The sequence below is a fragment of the Streptomyces sp. F63 genome, from assembly GCF_018070345.1.
GTDB lineage: Bacteria > Actinomycetota > Actinomycetes > Streptomycetales > Streptomycetaceae > Streptomyces.
Genome location: NZ_JAGPXX010000052.1, coordinates 1 through 23,880 on the forward strand (window position 1 = coordinate 1; position 23,880 = coordinate 23,880).

Sequence of the window (23,880 nt, forward strand, 5' to 3'; positions counted from 1 at the left end):
TTAGCGGAATCCCCGGCCGACTCATAATCGAGCCTTTCGGTATCGAATTCCGGCATGCCGAAATCGACCCCGATCGGGGAGACCGTGCGGTAGTGGGTGCCGCCGGACGCGGCGCGAGTGGCTGCCGTGAACCGTGTGAGGCCCCGACAACTCGAAGAACACTACACGACACCCCGATGGTCATCAAATCGGGTCCCCGGGTCCGCTCGTGCTGTGCCGGCCGGGCCCGGTCAGCCCTGGCCGGAGGCCAGTTCGCGGCTGCGGTCGCGAGCCGCTTCCAGGGCTGCGATCAGCGCCGCGCGTACGCCGTGGCTCTCGAGCTCGCGGATGGCGCTGATCGTGGTTCCGGCGGGCGAGGTGACCGCCTCGCGCAGCTTGACCGGATGCTCGCCGCTGTCGCGCAGCATGACGGCCGCGCCGATGGCCGCCTGGACGATCAGATCGTGCGCCTTGTCACGGGGGAGGCCGAGCAGGATACCGGCGTCCGTCATGGCCTCGACGAGGAAGTAGAAGTACGCGGGTCCGGAGCCGGAGAGCGCGGTGGCGGCGTCCTGCTGCGTCTCTGGGACCCGGAGTGTCTTGCCGACGCCGTTGAAGATCTCCTCGGTGTGCGCGAGGTGTTCCTCCGTGGCATGGCTGCCGGCGGAGATGACGGACATCGCCTCGTCCACCAGGGCCGGGGTGTTGGTCATGACCCGGACGACCGGGGTGCCCGGGGCCAGCCGCTCCTCGAAGAAGGAGGTGGGGATGCCGGCCGCCCCGCTGACGACGAGCCGGTCGGCGGGGACGTGCGGGGCGAGGTCGTCCAGGAGCCGTCCCATGTCCTGTGGCTTCACCGTGAGGATCAGGGTGTCGGCGGTCTTCGCGGCCTCCTCGTTCGAGACGGCCTCCACGCCGTACCGCTCGCGGAGTTCCGCGGCGCGCTCCGGGCGCCTGGCGGTCACCAGCAGGTCGTGCGTCGGCCAGCCCGCGCGGATCATGCCGCTCAGGAGCGCTTCGCCGATCTTGCCGGTGCCGAGCACGGCCACTTTCTGGGTCATGGTGCGGGTTCACCCCATCCGGTGCGATGACATGCAGGCGATGACATGGCTGCGCGGCCATCCTCGCACCGGAGCGGAATCGGGGTGTGCGGTGTCCGATGGGCGGGCAGGACGGCTCCTCACGGCCCGGCGTGCCGGGGGAGGGCGTCAGGCCGTACGGCGGCGGAGGGTCGCCGCGCCGAGGGCGAGGACGAGCACCGCGCTGCCGGCCACGATGCCGACGTCACGGAAGAAGTCACCGGTGACGTCCGGGTGCCGGAGCACCTCGTTCATGGCGTCCACGGCGTAGGACATCGGCAGGACGTTGGAGATGGCCTCCAGGACCGGCTGCATGGAGTCGCGGGGCGCGAGCAGTCCGCAGAGCAGCAGCTGGGGGAAGATGATGGCCGGCATGAACTGGACGGCCTGGAACTCGGAGGCCGCGAAGGCGGAGACGAACAGTCCGAGCGCCGTGCCGAGGAGCGCGTCGAGCAGGGCGACGACCAGCAGCAGCCACGGTGATCCGGTGATGTCCAGATCGAGGCCCCAGATGGCGAGCGCCGTGGCGAGGCCGGCCTGGACGATGGCGAGCAGTCCGAAGGCGAGGGCGTAGCCGACAATCAGATCGGCTTTCCCGAGGGGCATGGAGAGCAGCCGCTCCAGCGTTCCGGAGGTGCGTTCACGGAGGGTGGCGATGGATGTCACCAGGAACATCGTGATCATCGGGAAGATGCCGAGGAGTGAGGCGCCGATGTTGTCGAAGGTGCGCGGGCTGGCGTCGTAGACCCAGTAGAGGAGGGAGAGCAGCACCAGGGGGACGACGAGCATCAGGGCGACGGTGCGCGGGTCGTGCCGGAGCTGGCGGAGCACGCGCCGGGTGGTGGCGAGAGTACGGGAGATCTTCACTGCGCTGTTCCTCCGGTGTCCGGGGTGGTGTGGCCGGTGGAGGGCGCGGCGGGCTGCCCGCCTGCGGCTCCGCGCCCTCTCCTCTGCTCGGTCTCCTGCCTGCCGGGGCCCTGCCCGTCCTCTTCCGTGCCTGCCGTCTTCCCGGCGTCCTTCTCCGCCGCCTTCTCCGCGTCGACCAGGCGCAGGAAGGCGTCCTCGACGGTCGCCGAGGCGGTGCGGCGGCGGAGTTCCTCCGGGGTGTCGTCGGCCAGGATGCGGCCGGCCCGCATGAGGAGAAGCCGCCTGCAGCGCTCGGCCTCGTCCATGACATGGGAGGAGACGAGAAGGGTCGTCCCGCGCTCGTCGGCGAGCCGGTGGAAGAGGTTCCAGAGGTCCCGGCGGAGCACGGGGTCGAGGCCGACCGTGGGCTCGTCGAGCACCAGGAGTTCCGGGGAGCCGAGCAGGGCGATGGCGAGGGAGACGCGGGAGCGCTGGCCGCCGGAGAGGCTGCCGGTGAGCTGCTCGGCATGGTCCTCCAGGTCGACCTCAGTGAGAGCGCGGGCCACCTGGTCGGCGCGTTCGGCCCGGGAGAGGGAGGGGTCGAGTACGGACGCGTAGTAGTCGAGGTTCTGGCGGGCGGAGAGGTCGTTGTAGATCGACGGCGCCTGGGTGACGTAGCCGACGCCGGAGCGCAGCGGTGCCGAGCCGGCCGGGAGGCCGAGGACTTCCAGGGTGCCGGAGACCCTGGCCTGGGTTCCGGCGATGGCGCGCATGAGGGTGGACTTGCCGCAGCCACTCGGGCCGAGGAGGCCGGTGACCTGGCCGCGGTGGAGGTCGAAGTCGAGGGCGTCGAGCACGGTGCGCCCGCCGCGGACCACACGGAGCCCGCGGGCCCGGACGGCTGGCCCTCCAGAGTTATTCATCATGTGTTGAATAATGCTCCTGCGTCCGGGCCGCGGTCAAGGAGGCGGGTTCGCGCCCGGAGCCTTCGGCCGACGGCAGGCAGCAGGCAGCAGGGGCGGTGGCAGGGGCGGTGGCAGAGGAACGGTTCCGGTCGCCGGGCGCGGGCCGCGGGAACCGGCTCTCCGGGCAAGGAGACCGGGCGGCCGGCCGAAGTGGCGGAGATGCGGCCGCACACGGCTCGCGGGAGTGCCCCGCCGGGATACCGCGGGGGCGGCCCGGCGGCGGTCAGCCGCGCCGTTTGCCGGGGCGCTTGCGGGCGGCCGGGTTGCCGGTGCGGGTCGCGCGCCGCTTCTCGTACAGCTCGCGGGCGCGCTCGTATTCGGCGCGGCACCGCTTCTCGCCCGGGGCCTCGATCAGGCTGCGGGTGAACCAGGCGAGCAGGACGCCGATGAAGCCGATGGCCTTGACGTTCCGCATGGAGCTCTCGACGGCGGGGTCGGACTCCGCGCCCGGGCCCGCGGTGAACCCCTTCCACGTATGGCGGAAGGCGAGTGCGGCGGAAATCGCGAAGATCACGACGATGGTCCAGCTGAGGGCGGCGCCGACATCGGCGATGAGAAGACCCTCGAAGCCGAGTTTCAGCAGGAATGTACCGATCGCCGCGGCCAGCAGGGAACCCGCGGCGAGTCCCGCGCGCCGCAGCGCGTAACCGCCGCCGTGGTCGACCCAGGTGGTGCCGAAGAACCGGAGGGGCTCGGGCCGGGGCGCCTGGGAGGCCGAGGGCTGCCGCGTGTCGCTCATGCGGCCGATTATGGCCGGTCCCGGCCGGCTTGGTACCGGCCGGGACGGTGTGACGTACGCCGGTGTGCCGTGTGCGGGGCGGGGCGCGCGGCCGGCGCCTGCCGTGCGGGTGCCCGCGCGTGGCGGGTGCCGGGCGCTGAGCGGCCCGCGCCCGGCACTGCCGGCTGTACGGCGGCGGCCCGGCGGGGTCAGCCGCCGGGGTCAGCGCCGGAGTCAGCCGCCGAGCTTGCCGATGTCGCGGACGGCGCCCTTGTCGGCGCTGGTCGCCATGGCCGCGTAGGCACGCAGGGCCTGGGAGACCTTGCGCTCGCGGTTCCCGGGGGCGTACCGGCCGCCGAGGGCCTCGCGGCGGGCGGCCAGTTCCGGCTCGGAGACCTTGAGTTCGATGCTGCGGGCGGGGATGTCGATCCGGATGAGGTCGCCGTCCTCGACGAGGGCGATGGTGCCGCCGGACGCGGCCTCCGGGGAGGCGTGGCCGATGGACAGGCCGGAGGTGCCACCGGAGAAGCGGCCGTCGGTGATCAGCGCGCAGGCCTTGCCGAGGCCGCGACCCTTGAGGAAGGAGGTCGGGTAGAGCATTTCCTGCATGCCCGGTCCCCCCTTGGGGCCCTCGTAGCGGATGACGACGACATCGCCCTCCTTGACCTTCTTGTTGAGGATCTTGTCGACGGCCTCCTCCTGCGATTCGCAGACGACGGCCGGGCCCTCGAAGGTCCAGATGGACTCGTCGACGCCGGCGGTCTTCACGACGCAGCCGTCCTCGGCGAGGTTGCCGTAGAGGATCGCGAGGCCGCCCTCGGTGGAGTAGGCGTGTTCGACATCGCGGATGCAGCCGCCGGCGGCGTCGGTGTCGAGGGTGTCCCAGCGCTCCGACTGCGAGAAGGCGGTCGCGGAGCGGACGCAGCCCGGAGCGGCGTGGAAGAGCTCGACGGCCTCGGGCGACGCGGAGCCGCCGCGCACGTCCCACTGCTTGAGCCAGTCGGCCAGGGAGGCGCTGTGGACGGTGTGGACGTCCTCGTTGAGGAGGCCCGCACGGTACAGCTCCCCGAGGATGGCGGGGATGCCGCCGGCCCGGTGGACGTCCTCCATGTAGTACACGCCGCCGGGGGCCACGTTGGGGGCGACCTTGGCCAGGCAGGGCAGGCGGCGGGAGAGCTCGTCGATGTCCTTCATGTCGAAGGAGAGTTCCGCCTCCTGGGCGGCGGCCAGAAGGTGGAGGATCGTGTTCGTCGAGCCGCCCATGGCGATGTCGAGGGCCATGGCGTTCTCGAAGGCGGCGCGGGAGGCGATGGCGCGGGGCAGGACGGTCGCGTCGTCCTGCTCGTAGTGGCGCTTGGTGATCTCGACGATGGTGCGGCCGGCGTTCTCGTAGAGCGCCTTGCGGGCGGTGTGGGTGGCCAGCACCGAGCCGTTGCCCGGGAGGGAGAGGCCGATCGCCTCGGTCAGGCAGTTCATGGAGTTGGCCGTGAACATGCCGGAGCAGGAGCCGCAGGTGGGGCAGGCGTTGTCCTCGATGCGGGCGATGTCCTCGTCGGAGACCTGGTCGTTGACGGCCTCGGAGATCGCGGAGATCAGGTCGAGCTTGCGGACCGTGCCGTCGACGAGGGTCGCGCGGCCGGACTCCATGGGGCCGCCGGAGACGAAGACGGTGGGGATGTTGAGGCGCAGCGCGGCCATCAGCATCCCGGGGGTGATCTTGTCGCAGTTGGAGATGCAGATCAGCGCGTCGGCGCAGTGCGCCTCGGTCATGTACTCGACCGAGTCGGCGATCAGGTCGCGGGAGGGGAGGGAGTAGAGCATCCCGCCGTGGCCCATGGCGATGCCGTCGTCGACCGCGATGGTGTTGAACTCGCGGGCGATGCCGCCCGCCGCGTGGATCGCCTCGCTGACGATCCGGCCGACGGGCTGGAGGTGGGTGTGACCGGGCACGAACTCGGTGAAGCTGTTGGCCACCGCGATGATCGGCTTGCCGAAGTCCTCGCGCGCTACGCCGGAGGCCTGCATGAGGGCTCGGGCGCCCGCCATGTTGCGGCCGTGGGTGACAGTGCGGGACCTCAGCTCTGGCACGGTGGTCACTCCCTTGGATGCTCGCGGTACTGCAGGGACCACCGGCGGTCGCCAGAGGTCCGGGGATCCTACGAGCCTACGCCTCGCCGCCACGATCCGGACGGTTCGTCCGGGATCCGAGACGCATATCCGCCGGTTCGCGCGCGGTGTCCGCCGAGGCCGCTCGGGGAGCGGGGGCCCGCCGGGAACGGGGGCGGAAGAGGCACGGAGCCGGGGCGGAAGGGGGGCCGAACGGCCGGCGGTGTCCGGCTTCGCCGCTCCGCCTGCCCGGCTCCGCCGCCCGGCCCCGCTCCGCCCTCACGGCTCGGTGAGATGGCGCTGGATCACCGGGGAGACGGCTTCGACGATGTCCTCGATGTCCGCGCTCGCCAGTGGCTCGACCTTGACGACATAGCGCAGCATCGCGATGCCGAGGAGCTGCGACACCGCCAGCTCGACCCGGAACCGCGCGTCCGGTACGTCCAGCTCCCCCGCCACCCGCTCCAGGAGCCTGCGCAGGACGAAGCCGCGCAGCAGGGCCGCGGCCGTCTCATTGGTGACGGCCGAGCGCACCACGGCCAGCAGGGGCGCGCGGGTGGCGGGGTTCTCCCAGACGCCGACGAAGTGGCGGGCCAGCCGCTCGCCGACGTCGCCCGGGCCCTCGGCCAGCAGATCGGGCACCCGGAGGGCCGGCTCGAAGGACTGCTCGACCGCGGTCTCGAAGACCTGTTCCTTGGTGCCGAAGTAGTGGTGCACCAGGGCGGGGTCCACCCCGGCCTTCTTCGCGATGCCGCGGATGGACGTCTTGTCGTAGCCGCGGTCGGCGAACTCGGCGCGGGCGGCCGCGAGGATGCGGTCCCGCGCGCCCGGTCCCGCCCCGCCGTCGCGCGCGGCGGGGCGCCCGCGGCCGCGGCGGCGGACGGGCGCGGGGGCGGGGGTGGCGGGCCCGGTGCCGGGGCCGGGTTCCGCGGCGGCCGGGTCCGTCACGGCCGGGGTGCTCCGGGTGTCCGCGGCACCCCGGGCACCCGGGAGGCCGTCGCCAGATGCTGCCGGGTGAAGGCCAGGGCCTCGGCGAGGTCCGCCTCGCGCTCGGCGCCGGACATCGCGCGGCGGGTGTTGACCTCGACGACCACATGGCCGTCGAACCCGCTGGTGGTGAGCCGCTCCAGCAGTTCGGCGCAGGGCTGGCCGCCGCGGCCCGGCACCAGGTGCTCGTCCTTGCCGGAGCCGCTGCCGTCGGCCAGGTGGACGTGGGCCAGCCGGTCGCCCATCCGTCCGACCATGTCGAGGGCGTCGTTGCGGGCGGTGGCGGTGTGGGAGAGGTCGACGGTGAAGTGGCGGTAGTCGTCGTTGGTGACGTCCCAGTCGGGGGCGTAGGCGAGCATCTCGCGGTCGCGGTAGCGCCAGGGGTACATGTTCTCGACGGCGAACCGCACATCCGTCTCGTTCGCCATCCGCCAGATGCCGTCCACGAAATCGCGGGCGTAGGTGCGCTGCCACCGGAACGGCGGGTGGACGACGACGGCGGACGCGCCGAGCTTCTCGGCGGCGGCCCGGGCCCGCTGGAGCTTCGTCCACGGGTTGGTGGACCAGACCCGCTGGGTGATCAGGAGGCAGGGCGCGTGCACCGCGAGGATGGGAACGCCGTGGTAGTCGGACAGCCTGCGCAGTGACTCGATGTCCTGGCTGACCGGGTCCGTCCAGACCATGACCTCGACGCCGTCGTAACCCAGGCGTCCGGCGATCTCGAAGGCCGTCGCCGTCGACTCCGGGTAGACGGAGGCGGTGGACAGGGCGACCTTCACTTCCGGGGTGCGCACCACTGGTTGAGCCACGGAGACAGCGTACGGCGTGGCCGATCGGCCCGAAGGGGCCGCCGGAGCGTGTGCGCCCGAGCGGCGGACGTTCCGGCTCCGCTTGCTGAGGGCCCGGCACGGGGCGAGAGGCGCGGTGAGCGGCTCGTACGGGTGTTCCCGGGGAGGGGCGGCCTCCGTGGTGCGGCGTTCGTCACACCGGGCCGCGGTCCGCGGCACCGGGCCGCCGGGCCGCCGGGCCCCGGCCCGGTGTCCCTCCGGGCCTCTCCGGTCCTGTCCGGTCCTGTCCGGTTTGGGCTCCGGTTCACTCCGGCAGGTGGTCCAGGCGCCTCAGGATGACGCCCTCGCGGAGCGCCCAGGGGCAGATCTCCAGCTCGTCCACGCCGAAGAGGTCCATGGCGGCCTCCGCGACCAGCGCCCCGGCGACCAGTTGCGGTGCCCGCCCGGCCGAGACGCCGGGCAGCTCCGCGCGCTGCTCCACCGTCATCGCGGCCAGCTTGGGCACCCACTCCTCCAACGCGGCACGGGTCAGCTCCCGCTGGACGTAGATGCCCTCGGCCGAGCGCGCCGCGCCCGCGATCCGCGCGAGCTGTTTGAAGGTCTTCGAAGTGGCGACCACGTGGTCCGGCGGGCCCAGGCGGCTGAACTCGCCGACGATCCGGGCGATCTCCGCCCGCACATGGCGGCGGAGCGCCCGTACGTCCTCCGGGTCCGGCGGGTCGCCGGGGAGCCGGGCGGCCGTGAGCCGGCCCGCGCCGAGCGGCAGTGACACCGCCTTGTCCGGCTCCTCGTCGATGCCGTACGCGACCTCCAGGGAGCCGCCGCCGATGTCGAGGAGCAGCAGCCGCCCCGCCGACCAGCCGAACCAGCGGCGGGCCGCGAGAAAGGTGAGCTTGGCCTCTTCCTCGCCCGACAGCACGGTCAGCCGCACCCCGGTCGCGGCGGTGACCCGGGCCAGCACCTCGTCCGCGTTGGCGGCCTCGCGGACGGCCGAGGTGGCGAAGGGCAGCACCTCCTCGACCCCCTTGTCCTCGGCCGCCTGGAGGGCCTCGCCGACCACGGCGGCCAGCCGGTCGACGCCCGCGTCGCCTATCGCCCCGCGCTCGTCCAGCAGTTCGGCGAGCCGCAGCTCCGCCTTGTGGGAATGGGCGGGAAGGGGGCGGGCACCGGGGTGCGCGTCCACGACCAGCAGATGCACCGTGTTGGAACCCACGTCGAGGACACCGAGTCTCATAGCGTGCACATTCTCATACGGCCCCCGGCAACGCGGCAGGTGAGCGGCTCGTACCGGACTCCGTCCGCCTACGCTGAAGAGGTGCCGAAGACGAAAAGGGCGAAGCCGGACCAGGGGAAGCCGGCCCGGAACCCGAAGAAGCCGCCGCGTTCCGCTCCCGCCGACGAACAGGGCCTGGACTTCCCCCGGGCCTGGGTCGAGTTCACCGACCCGGACGACCCGGAGCAGGTCTTCCGCTGCGATCTGACCTGGCTCACCTCCCGCTGGTCGTGCGTCTTCGGCCGCGGCTGCCAGGGCATCGAGGCCGGACGTGCGAGCGACGGCTGCTGCACACTGGGCGCCCATTTCTCCGACGAGGACGACGAGCGGCGTGTCGCGGAGCACATGGCGCGGCTCACCCCCGGGACCTGGCAGCACCACGCCGAGGGCACCGGCCCGCGCGGCTGGACCGAGCGTGACGAGGACGGTGCCCGCAAGACCCGCCGCTTCGGCGGCGCCTGCATCTTCCACAACGGCCCGGACTTCCCCGGCGGCCACGGCTGCGCCCTGCACACGCTGGCGCTGCGCGAGGGCCGCGAGCCGCTGGAGACGAAGCCGGACGTGTGCTGGCAGCTGCCGATCCGGCGGACGTACGCATGGATCGACCGCCCGGACGACACCCGGATCCTGCAGGTGTCGATCGGCGAGTACGACCGCCGGGGCTGGGGGCCGGGCGGCCACGACCTGCACTGGTGGTGCACCTCGGCGACCAGCGCGCACGGGGCCGGTGAACCGGTGTACGTCTCGTACCGGCCCGAGCTCACGGAGCTCATGGGCGGGGCGGCCTACGAACGGCTGGCCGCGCTGTGCGCCGAACGCCTGGCCGCGGAGCTGCCCGTCGCACCGCACCCGGCGGACCGGGCCGGCCCGGCGGACCCGGCGGACCGGTAGCGACCGGCGGAGCGGCAGACCGGCGGCCCGTCCGGCGCCGCGGCCCGGCGGGCTCCGTGCGTCGGGCGCGTCCTGTCCCCCCCCTCACACGGCACGGCGCGGTGCGCCGTGTCCGCCCTGCCGGCGACCGGTCCGGAGGGCGGCCCGGAGAGCGGCCCGGAGAGCGGTCCCGGGCGGGGCCTCACCCGGCGGCGTCCCCGGCATCCCCCGCGCCCCCGTCCTCCGGTGGCTCGCTCGACGGCTCCTGCGCCGAGGGCGACGGGGCGGGGTCCGGGTCGGCCGGCGACGTCGGCGAGGGTTGCTGCGCTCCTCCCGGCCCGGAGGGAGCACCGCGGCCGGTCACGGTGACCACCGCACCGGACGGGCCGATCGTCACCCGGCCCGTCCAGGCGCCGTTCGGCTGCCGCGCCCGGTCCACCGTCACCGTGACGGTCACCGAGCGTCCGGGGCGCAGGGTGCCGCCGGTTCCGCTGAGGCGCAGCCAGGGCGCGTCGGTGCGTGCCGACCAGTCGACCGGTGTGCTGCCCGAGGCGGTCAGGGTGATGAGGGTGCCGTCCCCGTCGCGCCGGCTGCCGACCGTCAGCCGGGCCCCGTCCCCTTCGCCGCCGCTGCTGCCGTCGCCGGCCCGCTCCGTGCCGGACGGGTCGTCCTCGCGGGCCGTCGTGTCCCCGCCGTTCTTGTCGTCGCCGCCTGCGCCGGGCCCGCCCGGCGGCCGGTTCCCGGCCCGGTCCCCGCCGCCGGGGACGCCGCCCGTGCCGTGCGTGCCGTCCGCCGGATCGTACGGATGTGCCCCCGGGCGGCCGTCCTCGGCGGCGGAGACCGGGCCGGCGTACCGGTCCTGCCCCGGCGGCGCGCCGCGGTACGCCGCCCACAGCGCGAACACCGGTGCGGCGACCGCGGCCGCCACCACGGCCGCCGTCGCGGCGCGGCGGCGTACGGTACGGCGGCGCGCGGCCAGGCGTACCGGGTCCACGGGGAGGCCCTGCCGGTCGTAGCGCGGCCTGCCGGTGGGGGTGTCCCGGGGGCGGGCGCGCAGCGCGGCGCGCATCGCGGCGGCGGCCGCCGCGCGGGGAGCCGGGACCAGGGGCAGCGCGCCGGCCGCGGTGATCCCGCTGCCGGTGTGCCCGGAGCCGTCCGCCGGGGGACGCTGCCGGACGGTGGGGCGGCAGTCGTCGCAGTGCTGGATGTGCCGCAGCAGTTCCCGGCGGAGATCGCTGCCCATCAGCGCCCGGACGTCTCCGGCCAGCCGGTTGGCGGACGGACAGCCGCCGCCCTCCAGGACGGCCAGCGCGGTCCTGGTGCGCTCGACCTCGCGGGCGCCCGCGGTCAGCAGGCTCCGCGCCCTCTCCTCGTCCAGGCCGAGCACGGCGGCGATTTCCGGGGGCGTCAGCCGGTGGCGCACGGCGAGTTCCAGGGCTTCGCGCTGCTCGCGGGTGGTCCCCGCGGCCTCCGGCCAGACCAGCGTCGAGAGTTCCCGGCGGCGCCGGGCGGCGGTCTCCGCGGCGAGGGCGCGGTCGCACGGACCGTCTCCGCCGCCGTGGGCGGACGGGCCGTGCGGGGCGGACGGGCCGGCGGTGCGGGCCGCCGCGGGCCGGCGGGGGCGGACGGCGAGATGCCGCAGGCAGGCCCAGCGGGCCAGGGCGTAGAGCCGGGAACGCTGCCGCTCCGGCTCGGCCGGTGAACGCCGGTGGCGCCGCTCCGCGTGGGCGAGGACCTCGCCGAGGACGGCGGTTGCCGCGTCGTGTTCGCACAGCGCGGCGAGGCAGTAGGTGAACAGCCCGTCGAGGTACGGCTCGTAGCGCGCGCCGGCGCCGGTGGCATGGGTCGGGTACTCGGGCCTGCTGTTCATCACCCGGCGACGGTAGGGGGACCGGGCGGCCCGCTCACGCCGCTCGGGCGGTTTTCACCCCTGTGGGTGATGGACGCCGCCGGTCCCGCGTTCCACGGCCCGGTCGCGGCGCCCTTGGCCGGCTCGTCCGGTGCGACGGTCCGCCGCCGTCCCGTTCCGGGTCCGCCCCGCGCGTTGTCGGCGCCCGGCGTTAGCGTTGCGGCATGGCTTCCCGCACCCGTACGTCCGCCAAGGACCGTCCCTCCTACCGCTGCACCGAGTGCGGCTGGACGACCGCCAAGTGGCTCGGCCGCTGCCCCGAGTGCCAGACGTGGGGCACGGTCGAGGAAGCCGGCGGCGCGCCGGCCGTGCGGACGACCGCGCCCGGCCGGGTGTCGGCGGCGGCGCTGCCGATCGGCCAGGTCGACGGCCGCCGGGCGACCGCGCGGGCCACGGGCGTGCCCGAGCTGGACCGGGTGCTGGGCGGCGGCCTGGTGCCGGGCGCCGTCGTGCTGCTGGCGGGCGAGCCGGGCGTGGGCAAGTCGACGCTGCTGCTGGACGTCGCCGCCAGGGCGGCCACCGAACAGGAGCGCACGCTGTACGTGACCGGCGAGGAGTCCGCGGGCCAGGTGCGGCTCCGCGCCGACCGGATCGGGGCGATCGCGGACCATCTGTACCTGGCCGCGGAGACGGACCTGTCGGCCGTGCTCGGGCATCTCGACTCGGTGAAGCCGTCGTTGCTGGTCCTGGACTCCGTGCAGACGGTGGCCTCCCCGGAGATCGACGGCGCACCCGGTGGCATGGCGCAGGTGCGGGAGGTGGCGGGGGCGCTGATCCGCGCCTCCAAGGAACGCGGGATGTCCACGCTGCTGGTGGGACATGTCACCAAGGACGGCGCCATCGCGGGACCGCGGCTGCTGGAGCATCTGGTCGACGTGGTGCTGCACTTCGAGGGCGACCGGCACGCCCGGCTGCGGCTGGTCCGGGGCGTCAAGAACCGCTACGGCACGACGGACGAGGTGGGCTGCTTCGAGCTGCACGACGAGGGGATCACCGGCCTCGCGGATCCGTCGGGTCTCTTCCTCACCCGCCGCGCCGAGCCGGTCCCGGGCACCTGTCTGACCGTGACGCTGGAGGGGCGCCGGCCGCTGGTCGCCGAGGTGCAGGCGCTCACCGTCGATTCGCAGATCCCGTCCCCGCGCCGCACGACCTCGGGTCTGGAGACCTCGCGGGTGTCGATGATGCTGGCGGTGCTGGAGCAGCGCGGCAAGATCTCTCAACTGGGGAAGCGGGACATCTACAGCGCCACGGTCGGCGGGGTGAGGCTGACGGAGCCGGCGGCGGATCTCGCGATCGCCCTGGCGCTGGCGAGCGCGGCGAGCGACACCCCGCTGCCGAAGAACCTCGTCGCGATCGGCGAGGTCGGCCTCGCGGGCGAGGTCCGGCGGGTCACGGGTGTGCAGCGCCGGCTGTCGGAGGCGTCCCGGCTGGGCTTCACGCACGCGCTGGTGCCGGCCGACCCGGGGCGGGTGCCGGAGGGGATGCGGGTCATCGAGGTCGCGAACGTGGGGGAGGCGTTGCGGGTGCTGCCGCGCCGGGCGCGCGGAGAGCGGCCCGAGCGGACGACGGGAGCGGAGGGAGCGGAGCGGTCCGGAGGCGCCGGGCGAGCCCGGCGGGCGGAGAGCGGGACCGCGGAGGTTTCGCCGCTCTCCGGGGGCGCCGCCCGCTGAGTCCCCGGGGCGCGGATCCCCAGGTGTCCGGGTTCCCCGGTGTCCGGGTTCCCGGGCCCCGGAGTCCATCGGCTGCACCCCGCGAGGGCTCCCGGGCGGTGTTCCGGCGGGAGCTTCCGGCCGGCCCCGCTGTGCTCTCCGGCGCGCACGCGGGAGCGCGCGGCGGGTGCGCCGCGCACGCCTCAGCCGAGACGCACCACACAAGTCGTCCGGCCGCCGGTAGACTTTGCCCTGGTCTCGCCCGTACGTACGCACCCGGGCCCCGAATTCTGCGACCGGAGGAGTGCAGTGGCAGCCAACGACCGGGCAGCGACTCCCGGCAAATCCGGCGGGAGTTCCGGTACCGAGGGCCTGATGCGCGCCTCACTGAGCGCTGTCGCGCCCGGTACCGCCCTGCGCGACGGACTCGAGCGGGTCCTCCGCGGGAACACCGGCGGACTGATCGTGCTGGGCATGGACAGGCACGTCGAGGCCATGTGCTCCGGCGGTTTCGTCCTCGATGTGGAGTTCTCCGCGACGCGCCTGCGCGAGCTGTGCAAGCTCGACGGCGCGCTCATCCTCGACAAGGACATCACCAAGATCGTGCGGGCGGGTGTGCAGCTCGTTCCCGACGCGTCGATCCCCACCGAGGAGACCGGCACCCGGCACCGCACGGCACAGCGCGTCTCGATCCAGGCCGGTTACCCCGTGGTCTCCGTCAGCCAGTCGATGCGGCTGATCGCCCTCTACGTGGGCGGGCAGCGGCGGGTCCTGGAGGACTCCGCGGCGATCCTGTCCCGCGCCAACCAGGCCCTGGCCACACTGGAGCGGTACAAGCTCCGCCTCGACGAGGTGGCGGGGACCCTCTCCGCCCTGGAGATCGAGGACTTGGTGACGGTCCGGGACGTCTCCGCCGTGGCGCAGCGGCTGGAGATGGTCCGCCGTATCGCCACCGAGATCGCCGAGTACGTCGTCGAGCTGGGCACCGACGGCCGGCTTCTGTCGCTCCAGCTGGACGAGTTGATCGCGGGGGTCGAGCCGGAGCGCGAGCTGGTGGTGCGGGACTACGTGCCCGAGCCGACCGCCAAGCGGACCCGCACGGTCGCGGACGCGCTCGCCGAACTCGACAAGCTGTCGCACACCGAGCTGCTGGAGCTGCCGGTGGTGGCGCGCGCCCTGGGCTACAGCGGCTCTCCGGAGACACTCGACTCGGCGGTGTCGCCGCGTGGTTACCGGCTGCTGGCCAAGGTGCCGCGGTTGCCGAACACCATCATCGAGCGGCTGGTGGAGCACTTCGGCGGTCTGCAGAAGCTGCTCGCCGCGAGCGTCGACGATCTGCAGACGGTCGACGGGGTGGGCGAGGCCCGGGCGCGCTCGGTGCGCGAGGGCCTGTCCCGGCTGGCGGAGTCCTCGATCCTCGAACGCTACGTCTGAGCGGCGGGCGGGCCCGCCCGGCGGCGAACGAGCCGAACAGCCCGGCGGCGAACGGCTGAGCGACTGAGCGACTGAGCGACTGAGCGGCTGAGCGACTGAGCGGCTGAGCGGCTGAGCGGCTGAGCGGTCCGGACGGCTTGCCGGGTCAGTCCTTGGCCAGAACGAAGGAGGTCTCTGCCTTGTCGACGCCCTTGGCCTCCGCCTCGATCAGATAGGTTCCCGCCTTCGCCGAACCGGCGCCGGGCGTGGCGCACTTGGGCTCGCTCGGCTTGCGGTCCCATGCGACCGTGTACGTGGCCCGGCCGCCGGCCGGTACCCGCAGCCGGATCTCCCGGCTCTCCCTGAGGCAGTCGTCGGACGCCCACAGTGGGTCGTCCTCGTCGGCCGGGGTGATGGTGAGCACCGCGGTGCTCTCCCCGAAGTCCACCTCGCAGGCGCGCTTCGAGGTGCTCTCGGCGATCAGCTCGAACTCGGGTTTCTCGTCCGGCCCGTAGCGGTTCTCGACGCTGCGGATCCGCAGTTCCACGTCCCCGGCACCGCAGTCGGGGAGGGCCGTGCCCGCCGGGACGCCGCTCCCCCCGCCGCTGCCGCCGGAGCCCGGGCCGCCTCCGGCCGCACCGCCGCTGCCGGAGCCGCCGCCGTCGCTGCCGGCGTCTCCGCCCGGGCCGCCGCCGGTACCGGCCGAGCCGCCGGTGCCACCGCCGGAGCCGCCGTCGTCACCGTCTCCGGTGCCGCCCGAGTCGTCGCGGCCGCCGGGCCGTTCGCTGATCGCCGGTCCGGAGGAGGAGGGGCCGGGGGTGATGGACTGCGCGGGGCCCTCGCCGTTGGTTCCGCCGTCTCCGTCACCGCCGCCACCGCCGGTGGCGGACCGGACGGCCCAGACGGCGAGCACGGCGAGCAACGCGACCAGGCACAGGGCCACCACCCTCCGGCGCCAGTAGATGGAGGAGGGAAGCGGCCCGACAGGATTGCGCAGAGAACCCACGCCGGAAACCTTACGAGAGAAGAGGACCCGTTCAGGCGTATACCCGCCGCCGCCACCGCAACTTTTGGCGATCATCATTCCGGTTCGGTCTCGGCGGGCCGCCGGACGACCGTCTCCCTCGCCCCGGGCACCGGCGCGGCCGCACACGGTGACGATGGGCCCGCCCACCGCACCGCTCCGCCCGGAGCCCCTCCTTCGTCAGTGGGCTCTGGCAGGATCGGGGGCGTCATGACTGCGACTCCGAAGCCCTCGACGAACACGTCAGCCCCGATGAACCCGCCGGTCCCGAGCAGCACGACGGCCGCGCTCTCCCCCGACGCCGCTGCCGTCGCGGCGCCCGCCGGTCTGCACTCCGCCGTGATCGACTGGTTCGGCGAGCACGCCCGCGACCTCCCCTGGCGCCGCCCCGAAGCCGGCGCCTGGGGCGTCATGGTCAGCGAGTTCATGCTCCAGCAGACACCGGTGGCCCGTGTGCTGCCCGTCTACGAGCAGTGGCTCGCGCGCTGGCCGAGCCCTGCCCGTCTCGCCGCCGAGGCGCCCGGCGAGGCGGTCCGGGCCTGGGGCCGGCTGGGCTACCCGCGTCGCGCGCTGCGGCTGCACGGGGCCGCCGTCGCGATAGCGGAACGGCACGGCGGGGAGGTGCCGCGCGACCACGCGAAGCTGCTGGCGCTGCCCGGGGTGGGCGAGTACACGGCCGCGGCCGTGGCCTCGTTCGCGTACGGCGGGCGGCACGCCGTGCTGGACACCAACGTCCGCCGGGTCCTCGCCCGTGCCGTGACCGGCGTCCAGTACCCGCCGACGGCGACGACCGCCGCCGAGCGCCGCCTCGCCCGCGCCCTGCTGCCGGAGGACGAGGGCACGGCGGCCCGCTGGGCCGCGTCCACGATGGAGCTCGGCGCGCTGGTGTGCACGGCGCGCAACCCGGGCTGCGGGCGCTGCCCGATCGCCGACCGGTGCTCCTGGCGGCTGGCCGGTTCGCCACCGCACGACGGGCCGCCACGCCGCGGGCAGACCTACGCCGGCACGGACCGCCAGGTGCGCGGCAAACTCCTCGCGGTGCTCCGGGAGGCGACGGCGCCGGTTCCGCAGCGGGTGCTGGACGCGGTGTGGGAGGAGCCGGTGCAACGGGCCCGGGCGCTGGACGGGCTGGTCGCCGACGGCCTCGTCGAACCGCTGGCGGACGGCGGCTACCGGCTGCCCCTGAGCTGAGCTGAGCTGAGCCGAGCTGAGCCGAGCCGAGCTGAGCTGAGCCGAACTGGGCCGGGACGGCCGGACCGGGGCGGCCGGGGCCGGGCGGGAGAACACGGTCAACGGTGCCGGTCCCGAACGCTTCGCCGGCCCGCCGCGATCCCGCGCGGTGATCAGAACCGGCCGAAGCTCATAGGCGGTTCTGCACATGTCTTTCGCCTTCGGTCCGCGAGCGATCCGAGCCGGTCAACTCGCGCGCCACAGCGGCCTCCTGAGTCCGCCGGATGCCACAGTCCGCCCGGGCCGGGGGAGTTGTTACACAACCGATGGGTTGCCGTGCGTCCGCCGAGGGGCGGAGCGGACAGCTCCGTTACAGCCGCTCAGTAGCTTGCCTCCGTGCCGGGGACAAGGCCACACGGGGCGGGAAGAGCGGGACGGAGGCGGTCGGCCATGGCGGACAACGAGGTGCTGGGCTTCGAGGAGTACGTACGGGCCCGGCAGGACGCCCTGCTGCGCAGCGCCCGCAGGCTCGTCCGGGACCCCGTCGACGCGCAGGACCTGCTGCAGACGGCGCTCGCCCGCACCTTCGGCCGCTGGGACGGCATCGCCGACAAGTCACTGGCCGACGCCTACCTCCGGCGCGTGATGATCAACACCCGGACGGAGTGGTGGCGGGCCCGCAAGCTCGACGAGGTACCCGTCGACCAGTTGCCGGAGGACTGCCTGGAGGACGGCGCCGAGCAGCGCGCGGACCGGGCGCTGCTGATGGACGTGCTGCGGGTGCTCGCCCCGAAGCAGCGCAGTGTGGTGGTCCTGCGACACTGGGAGCAGATGAGCACGCAGGAGACGGCGGCGGCCCTGGGCATGTCCACCGGAACCGTGAAGAGCACACTGCACCGGGCCCTGGCCCGGATGCGCCAGGAACTGGAGAACCGCGAGCTGGAAGCGCGGGAGACGGAACGCAGAGAACGCATGGTACGAGGACGGCCGCAGTGCGCGGCGTGACGCCCACCGAACGCACCCGGGAGCTCCCCGAGCCCCCCGGAACCACCGGACCCGCCCGGACGCGCACCGTCCCGGCGGGTCTCCTGCGGATCGGGACGGCGGCCGCCGGCGCGGCCGCCGCCGCGCTGTTCCTGGCGGGGTGCAGCGCGCCCGGAACCGGGATCCGCGCGGAGGGTCCCGCGCGGACGGAGTCGGCGCCGACACCTTCCCCGGCACCGTCCTCGGCGACGCCCCGCCGGGTCGATCCGGTCGAGATCATCAAGAACGACCCCAAGATCGCCCCTGAGATCCGCAAGCGCCTCGAACCGTGCGCGGCGGACGAGTACCCCGTCGACGTCAGCTATGGGACGCTCACCGGGAACGATGTACCCGATGTGGTGATCAACGTGCTGACCTGCCAGGATTCCTTCGGCATCGCGGCGTACGTCTACCGTGAGCAGGACCCGGAGACCCCCCGTCCCGGCCAGGAGGGCGACAGCGGGGACGAACTCCCCGGAACCGTCGGCGTGGACGGCCGCCGGTACCGCAAGGTCTTCGCCGACGAGATCTCACCCGTCTATGCCGAGATCGTCGGGGGCGAACTGGAGGTCAAGAAGCAGATCTACGCGAGCGGCGACAAGGTCTGCTGCCCCTCCGGCGAGGAAGTGGTCACCTACCGGTGGCGCGAGGGGGCCTTCTCCGAGCGCGACCGCATATACAACGACTACAGCAAGTCCGCGGGCGGCGGCCACGAGGAGCCGAGTCCCAGCCCGCGGCCGGAGGACTGAGGGGCGGGCGATGGCCGCGACGCATGTGCTCTTCGTCGAGGACGACGACGTCATCCGGGAGGCGACCCAGCTCGCCCTGGAGCGCGCCGGACTCGTGGTCACGGCGGCGCCGGACGGGCTGACCGGCCTGGAGCTGTTCCGCGGCGGCCGCCCGGACATCGCCCTGCTCGACGTGATGCTGCCCGGCCTGGACGGGGTGAGCCTGTGCCGCCACATCCGGGACGAGTCCACGGTGCCGGTGATCATGCTGTCGGCGCGGGCCGACTCGATCGACGTGGTACTGGGCCTGGAGGCGGGCGCGGACGACTACGTCACCAAGCCCTTCGACAGCGCCGTCCTGGTGGCCCGGATCCGGGCCGTGCTGCGCCGCTTCGGGCACGCGGCCGGGGGCCCGGACGGCACCGCGCGGGCCGGGCCGGACGGGGAGGCCGAGAGCGAGCCGCTGCGCTTCGGCGACCTGGAGATCGACACGGGCGGCATGGAGGTCCGCAAGGACGGTGAGCCCGTCTCGCTGACGCCGACCGAGATGCGGCTGCTGCTGGAGTTCTCCTCCGCGCCGGGCACGGTCCTCTCCCGGGACCGGCTGCTGGAGCGGGTCTGGGACTACGACTGGGGCGGCGACACCCGGGTCGTGGACGTCCACGTCCAGCGGCTCCGCGCCAAGATCGGCCAGGACCGCATCGACACGGTACGCGGCTTCGGCTACAAGCTGCGCGGCTGACCGGAGGACCACCCGTGCCGAACAGCGACCCGTCCTCGCCACGCCCGTCCCCGCCGTCCCCGCCACGCCCGTCCCCGCCGTCCCCGCCGCGACTGTCCGTGCCGCCCCCCGCCGCCGCCCCTTCCCCGCCGTCCCGCTCCGCACCCTCCCCCGCACCCCGCGCTCCCGGACCGGCCGCCGCGGGACCGCCCCCTCCCGGACCGGGCGGCGACGGGGCCGGCGACGGACCCGGCTCCGCGCCGCGGGCCGGCCGGCTCCGCGCCCGGTTCCGCGGTCTCCGGAGCCGCGCCCTCTCCGGCCGCGCCCTCTCCGGCCGCGCCCCCTCCGGCCGGTTCCGCTTCCGCACGGGGCTGCGCTGGAAGCTCAGCGCCGCCATCGCCGCGGTGGGCGCGCTGGTCGCCCTCGCGCTCAGCCTGGTGGTCCACAACGCCGCCCGTGTCTCGCTGCTGAACGGCAGCCGTGACATCCAGGACGAGCGGGTCACCTTCGCGCAGCGGATCTACGAGTCCACCGGCCGGCTCAACTTCGACGCGCACATCGACGACCCGGACCTCCCCCCGGAGCTGCGCGAGGCGGTACGGGGCGGCCAGCGCGCCACGTATCTGGAGGACACCGGGGACGGAGCTCCCGAGGTGTGGGCGGCGGTACCCCTGGCCGGCGGCCGGGTCCTCTCCATCCACACCCGGTTCGAGGACCGCTACGCCGTCCTGGGCGATCTGGACCGGGCGCTGTCCATCGGTTCCGTCTCGGTGATCGGCGGCGGCTGCCTGCTGGGCGTGCTCGTCGGGGGCCAGCTCTCCCGGCGGCTGCGGCAGGCCGCGACGGCCGCCGGCCGGGTCGCGCAGGGCGACACGGAGGTCCGCGTACGAGCCGCGATCAGCGGCCGGGTGCGGGACGAGACGGACGATCTGGCGCGCGCCGTGGACGCCATGGCGGACGCCCTCCAGCAGCGGCTGGAGGCCGAGCGGCGGGTCACCGCCGACATCGCGCACGAACTGCGCACCCCGGTGACCGGACTGGTCACCGCCGCCGAACTGCTGCCGCCCGGCCGCCCCTCGGAGCTGGTGCGGGACCGGGCGCAGGCACTGCGGACCCTGGTGGAGGACGTCCTGGAGGTGGCCCGGCTGGACAGCGCCACCGAGCGGGCCGAGCTCCAGGAGGTCGCGCTCGGCGAGTTCGTCGCCCGCCGGGTCCGCGTCCTCGCCCCGGAGGCCGTGACGGAGGTCGTGCGGGACGCCCGGGTGCAGACCGATCCGCGGCGTCTGGAGCGGGTCCTGGGCAATCTCCTGGCCAACGCGGCCACACACGGCCGGGGACCGGTCCGGGTCACCGTGGAGGGCCGGATCCTGCGGGTACGGGACCACGGGCCCGGCTTCCCGCCGGCGCTGCTGGACGAAGGGCCGAGCCGGTTCCGCACCGGCAGCGCGGACCGGGCCGGGCGGGGGCACGGCCTGGGCCTGACCATCGCGGCCGGCCAGGCCCGGGTGCTGGGGGCGGACCTCACCTTCCGCAACGCGCCCGGCGGCGGGGCGGTCGCCGTGCTGTGGCTGCCGGGCACGGCGCCCACGGACACCGGCGGCATCCCCCTCGTCACCGTGCCCGGCCCCCGGTCCTGAGACCGGGCGGGCCCGCCGTACGTGCCGGGTCCGGGGGCCGGGCCGGGTCCGGGGGCCGTGCCGGGTCCGGGGGCCGGGGGCCGGGCCGGGTCCGGGGGCCGGGGGCCGGGCCGTCGGCTCAGACGGGCTTCGCCGCCGGGGCCCTGCCCGCCGGGCCCGCTCCGCCGGCTTCGGCGACGGGGCCGGGGCCCGCTTCGTCAGCGCCGCGCGTGCCCGGGGCCGCGCCGGCGCCCGCTTCGGCCTCCGTCACGACGCCGCCGGCTCCGCCGGCACCCCCGGCCCTCTCCTCGCGCGGTGCGCCTCCCGGCCCTCCGGGGCCCGCTCCCGGCCCGGCCGGAGCGGCTCCCCGCAACGGCACCTCCTCGACGAACCAGGCCGCCAGAAACCCGGCCAGGGCCGCGAACGCGGCCACCAGGAAGACGCCGTGCGTCCCGCCGGCCACCGCCGACTGATACATCTGCCGCACCGCCTCCGGCAGTTCCGCCAGGCTCGCCGCGTCGAGCTGCGCGGCCCCCTCCGGGACGGCCGGGGCTCCCGGTGCGGCTCCGCCGGCCATGCCGTCCCGCACCCGGTGGGTGAAGAGCGCACCCATGATCGCGACGCCGAAGGAGCCGCCGACCGTGCGGAACAGGGTGGTCGTCGAGGAGGCGACGCCCATGTCCTTCATCTCGACGCTGTTCTGGGCCACGAGCATGGTGATCTGCATCAGGAAGCCGAGGCCGGCGCCGAGGACCGCCATGTAGCAGCCGGAGACGAACCGGGAGGTTCCGGTGTCCATCGTCGACAGCAGGAACAGGCCGGTGACCATCAGCCCGCCGCCGAGAATCGGGAAGATCTTGTACTTGCCGCTCCGGGTGGTGACCCGTCCCGCGACCAGCGAGACCGCCATCATCGCCAGCAGCAGCGGCAGCAGGAGCAGTCCGGAGTTGGTCGCCGAGGCGCCCTGCACGGTCTGCTGGTAGAGGGGCAGGAAGGTCATCGAGCCGAACATCACGAAGCCGACCAGGAAGCCGATGAGGGTCATCAGCGAGAAGTTGCGGCTGCGGAAGATGCCGAGCGGCAGAACCGGTTCGGCGACCCGGCTCTCCACGACCAGCAGCGCGACCGTCGTGACCGCGGCGGTGCCGGCGAGCCCGAGGATGACACCGGAGTCCCAGGCGTACTCGATGCCGCCCCAGGTGGTGAGGAGGACCATCGAGGTGATCGCCACGGTGAGCAGGGCGGCGCCCGCGTAGTCGATCCGCGCCTTCGTGCGCTTCCGCGGCAGGTGCAGCACCGCCGTCACCATGACGAGGGCGACGGCGCCGAGCGGGAGGTTGATGTAGAAGCTCCAGCGCCAGCCGAGGGTGTCGGTGAGGGTGCCGCCGACGAGCGGCCCGCCGATCATGGCCAGCGCCATGACCCCGGCGATCATGCCCTGGTACCGGCCGCGTTCCCGGGGCGGTATGAGATCGCCGATGATCGCCATCACACCGACCATCAGGCCGCCCGCGCCCAGTCCCTGGACACCGCGGAAGCCGATCAGCTGCCCCATGGTCTGGGCCATGCCGGAGAGTGCGGAGCCGAGCAGGAACACCACGATCGAGGTGATGAAGATGCCCTTGCGGCCGTACAGGTCGCCGAGCTTCCCCCAGACCGGGGTGGAGGCGGCGGTGGTGAGGGTGTAGGCGGTCACCACCCAGGAGAGGTGCTCGAGTCCGCCCAGTTCACCGACGATGGTCGGCATCGCGGTGCCGATGATCATGTTGTCGAGCATGGCGAGGAGCATCGCGATCATCAGCGCCAGCAGCACCACGCGGACACTGCGCTGGGGTGGCGCCGTGGCCGGCGAGCCGGCGGGGGGCGCGTCGTGGACGGGGTCGGGCGGGGCCTGGGCCATGGCGGTTCGCTCCGGGAGTGCGCGAGAAGAAGGCAGTGCGGTGTGCCGGCCGGGCGCGCGGCGCGGGGGCGCCGGACCGGCCACGCACGGGGCGCGGACCGACCGCCGCGAGGAAACTTACTTGCCGCCCGGCTAGCAGAAATCTGCCCGGAAGCTAACCTGTCTACTTGCCGGTCGTCAAGTAAATTCGGTACGGGCCGGACCGATCCGCACACGAGCAGGGAGCAGGAGAGCCACCGTGGCCACACCGCACACGCGCCGGAGGGACACCCGCCGCCGCATCCAGGACGCCGCGCTCTCCCTCTTCGTCGAACAGGGGTACGAGAAGACCTCGCTGCGCGAGATCGCCGCCCAGCTGAACGTGACCAAGGCGGCGCTCTACTACCACTTCAAGACCAAGGAAGACATCCTCATCAGCATCTTCGAGGACCGTACCCGGCCCCTCGACGAGCTCATCGCCTGGGGCCGGGAACAGCCCCGGAGCCAGGAGACCAAGCGGGAGCTGCTGCGCCGCTACAGTGCCGCCCTCCACGACGCCGCCCCGGTCTTCCGCTTCGTCCAGGAGAACCAGGCGACGGTGCGCGAGCTGAGCATCGGCGGCAACGTCAAGGAACGGATGTTCGCCCTCTTCGACCTGGTGAAGGATCCGGACGCGAGCCTGACCGACCAGGTCCGCTCCGTCAGCGCGCTCTTCACCATCCACGCCGGGGTGTTCGCCCTCAAGGACATCGAGGGCGACCCCGAGGACAAGCGTGCTGCCGTCCTCGAAGTCGCCCTCGATCTGATCGCCGCGGCGGATGCCGGCCGCTCCCTCAAGCGGTCCCGGTGACTCCGCGGCCGCGCGGTGCGCTCCCGTCCGTCACAGGGTGACGCCGCGCTGCTTCAGGAAGGCCACCGGGTCGACGCCGGAGCCGTAGTTCGGGGTGGTGCGGGTCTCGAAGTGCAGGTGCGGACCGGTGGAGTTACCGGTGGAGCCGACCTTGCCGAGTTCCTGCCCGGTGCTCAGCTGGGTGCCGACCGGGACGGTGATCTTCGACAGGTGGGCGTACTGGGTGAAGGTACCGCTGCCGTGCTTGACCACGACGTTGTTGCCGTACGCGCCACCCCAGCCGGCCT

The 23,880-nt window shown here is 74.0% G+C and carries 21 protein-coding genes; 9 read left to right on the forward strand and 12 right to left on the reverse strand.

Annotation, left to right across the window (positions count from 1 at the left end; genetic code table 11):
• Window positions 1–230 precede the first annotated feature (230 nt).
• The 8 genes from proC to KBZ10_RS28425 all read right to left on the reverse strand — a co-directional run bounded on the left by proC (window position 231) and on the right by KBZ10_RS28425 (window position 8,702).
• Window positions 231–1,040 (reverse strand): pyrroline-5-carboxylate reductase, encoded by an 810-nt coding sequence (gene proC / locus KBZ10_RS28390; protein WP_210990613.1) that lies wholly within the window; start codon window positions 1,038–1,040, stop codon window positions 231–233.
• Between the two features lie 147 nt (window positions 1,041–1,187).
• Window positions 1,188–1,925, reverse strand: a complete 738-nt coding sequence (locus KBZ10_RS28395; protein ID WP_210990614.1) for an ABC transporter permease — start codon at window positions 1,923–1,925, stop codon at window positions 1,188–1,190.
• The gene (locus tag KBZ10_RS28400; RefSeq protein WP_210990615.1) at window positions 1,922–2,830 is read right to left on the reverse strand and encodes an ABC transporter ATP-binding protein; all 909 of its coding nucleotides are present in this window, start codon (window positions 2,828–2,830) and stop codon (window positions 1,922–1,924) included. Before KBZ10_RS28400 ends, KBZ10_RS28395 begins: the two co-directional genes overlap by 4 nt.
• 262 nt (window positions 2,831–3,092) lie before the next feature.
• Window positions 3,093–3,608 carry a hypothetical protein gene (locus KBZ10_RS28405; RefSeq protein WP_210990616.1) on the reverse strand — a complete coding sequence of 172 codons (516 nt, stop codon included), beginning with the start codon at window positions 3,606–3,608 and terminating at the stop codon, window positions 3,093–3,095.
• Between the two features lie 213 nt (window positions 3,609–3,821).
• A complete protein-coding gene (ilvD, locus tag KBZ10_RS28410) occupies window positions 3,822–5,675 on the reverse strand; it encodes a dihydroxy-acid dehydratase (RefSeq protein ID WP_210990617.1) in 1,854 nt (617 codons plus the stop codon).
• Window positions 5,676–5,972: 297 nt separating this feature from the next.
• Window positions 5,973–6,641, reverse strand: coding sequence for a TetR family transcriptional regulator (locus KBZ10_RS28415; protein WP_210990618.1), 669 nt, complete (start codon window positions 6,639–6,641; stop codon window positions 5,973–5,975).
• Entirely contained in the window at window positions 6,638–7,489 is an 852-nt protein-coding gene (locus KBZ10_RS28420) for a sugar phosphate isomerase/epimerase (RefSeq protein WP_210990619.1), read from the reverse strand. The genes KBZ10_RS28415 and KBZ10_RS28420 overlap by 4 nt, the downstream gene beginning before the upstream one ends.
• A gap of 283 nt (window positions 7,490–7,772) precedes the next feature.
• Window positions 7,773–8,702, reverse strand: a complete 930-nt coding sequence (locus KBZ10_RS28425; RefSeq protein WP_210990620.1) for a Ppx/GppA phosphatase family protein — start codon at window positions 8,700–8,702, stop codon at window positions 7,773–7,775.
• Window positions 8,703–8,783: 81 nt separating this feature from the next.
• On the opposite strand from KBZ10_RS28425, the gene KBZ10_RS28430 reads away from it, so the two are divergent.
• Window positions 8,784–9,632, forward strand: coding sequence for a hypothetical protein (locus KBZ10_RS28430; RefSeq protein WP_210990621.1), 849 nt, complete (start codon window positions 8,784–8,786; stop codon window positions 9,630–9,632).
• A 181-nt stretch (window positions 9,633–9,813) separates the two neighbouring features.
• Here KBZ10_RS28430 and KBZ10_RS28435 read toward each other — a convergent pair whose 3' ends face one another.
• Window positions 9,814–11,481 (reverse strand): hypothetical protein, encoded by a 1,668-nt coding sequence (locus KBZ10_RS28435; protein ID WP_210990630.1) that lies wholly within the window; start codon window positions 11,479–11,481, stop codon window positions 9,814–9,816.
• Between the two features lie 203 nt (window positions 11,482–11,684).
• Between KBZ10_RS28435 and radA the strand changes: the two genes are divergently transcribed.
• Window positions 11,685–13,190: a DNA repair protein RadA gene (gene radA, locus KBZ10_RS28440; protein ID WP_247703130.1), complete on the forward strand. Its 1,506-nt coding sequence runs from the start codon at window positions 11,685–11,687 to the stop codon at window positions 13,188–13,190.
• Window positions 13,191–13,478: 288 nt separating this feature from the next.
• Complete coding sequence (gene disA, locus KBZ10_RS28445; RefSeq protein ID WP_210990622.1) at window positions 13,479–14,603, forward strand: DNA integrity scanning diadenylate cyclase DisA; 1,125 nt, start codon at window positions 13,479–13,481, stop codon at window positions 14,601–14,603.
• 145 nt (window positions 14,604–14,748) lie between these two features.
• On the opposite strand, the gene KBZ10_RS28450 is transcribed toward disA, so the two are convergent.
• Window positions 14,749–15,588: a hypothetical protein gene (locus KBZ10_RS28450; protein ID WP_210990623.1), complete on the reverse strand. Its 840-nt coding sequence runs from the start codon at window positions 15,586–15,588 to the stop codon at window positions 14,749–14,751.
• 228 nt (window positions 15,589–15,816) lie between these two features.
• On the opposite strand from KBZ10_RS28450, the gene KBZ10_RS28455 reads away from it, so the two are divergent.
• The 5 genes from KBZ10_RS28455 to cseC all read left to right on the forward strand — a co-directional run bounded on the left by KBZ10_RS28455 (window position 15,817) and on the right by cseC (window position 20,885).
• The gene (locus tag KBZ10_RS28455; RefSeq protein WP_210990624.1) at window positions 15,817–16,797 is read left to right on the forward strand and encodes an A/G-specific adenine glycosylase; all 981 of its coding nucleotides are present in this window, start codon (window positions 15,817–15,819) and stop codon (window positions 16,795–16,797) included.
• Window positions 16,798–17,226: 429 nt separating this feature from the next.
• Window positions 17,227–17,781: a SigE family RNA polymerase sigma factor gene (locus KBZ10_RS28460; protein ID WP_210990625.1), complete on the forward strand. Its 555-nt coding sequence runs from the start codon at window positions 17,227–17,229 to the stop codon at window positions 17,779–17,781.
• Window positions 17,778–18,548 carry a hypothetical protein gene (locus tag KBZ10_RS28465; RefSeq protein ID WP_307847654.1) on the forward strand — a complete coding sequence of 257 codons (771 nt, stop codon included), beginning with the start codon at window positions 17,778–17,780 and terminating at the stop codon, window positions 18,546–18,548. The genes KBZ10_RS28460 and KBZ10_RS28465 overlap by 4 nt, the downstream gene beginning before the upstream one ends.
• A gap of 10 nt (window positions 18,549–18,558) precedes the next feature.
• Entirely contained in the window at window positions 18,559–19,269 is a 711-nt protein-coding gene (gene cseB, locus KBZ10_RS28470) for a two-component system response regulator CseB (RefSeq protein WP_210990626.1), read from the forward strand.
• A 350-nt stretch (window positions 19,270–19,619) separates the two neighbouring features.
• Window positions 19,620–20,885: a two-component system sensor histidine kinase CseC gene (cseC, locus tag KBZ10_RS28475; protein ID WP_247703137.1), complete on the forward strand. Its 1,266-nt coding sequence runs from the start codon at window positions 19,620–19,622 to the stop codon at window positions 20,883–20,885.
• 118 nt (window positions 20,886–21,003) lie between these two features.
• Here cseC and KBZ10_RS28480 read toward each other — a convergent pair whose 3' ends face one another.
• Entirely contained in the window at window positions 21,004–22,764 is a 1,761-nt protein-coding gene (locus tag KBZ10_RS28480; protein ID WP_210990627.1) for an MDR family MFS transporter, read from the reverse strand.
• A gap of 238 nt (window positions 22,765–23,002) precedes the next feature.
• On the opposite strand from KBZ10_RS28480, the gene KBZ10_RS28485 reads away from it, so the two are divergent.
• Window positions 23,003–23,593 (forward strand): TetR/AcrR family transcriptional regulator, encoded by a 591-nt coding sequence (locus KBZ10_RS28485; RefSeq protein ID WP_210990628.1) that lies wholly within the window; start codon window positions 23,003–23,005, stop codon window positions 23,591–23,593.
• A gap of 30 nt (window positions 23,594–23,623) precedes the next feature.
• Here the strand turns inward: KBZ10_RS28485 and KBZ10_RS28490 are convergent.
• The coding region (locus tag KBZ10_RS28490) for a M23 family metallopeptidase (protein WP_210990629.1) at window positions 23,624–23,880 on the reverse strand (257 nt) is incomplete at its 5' end.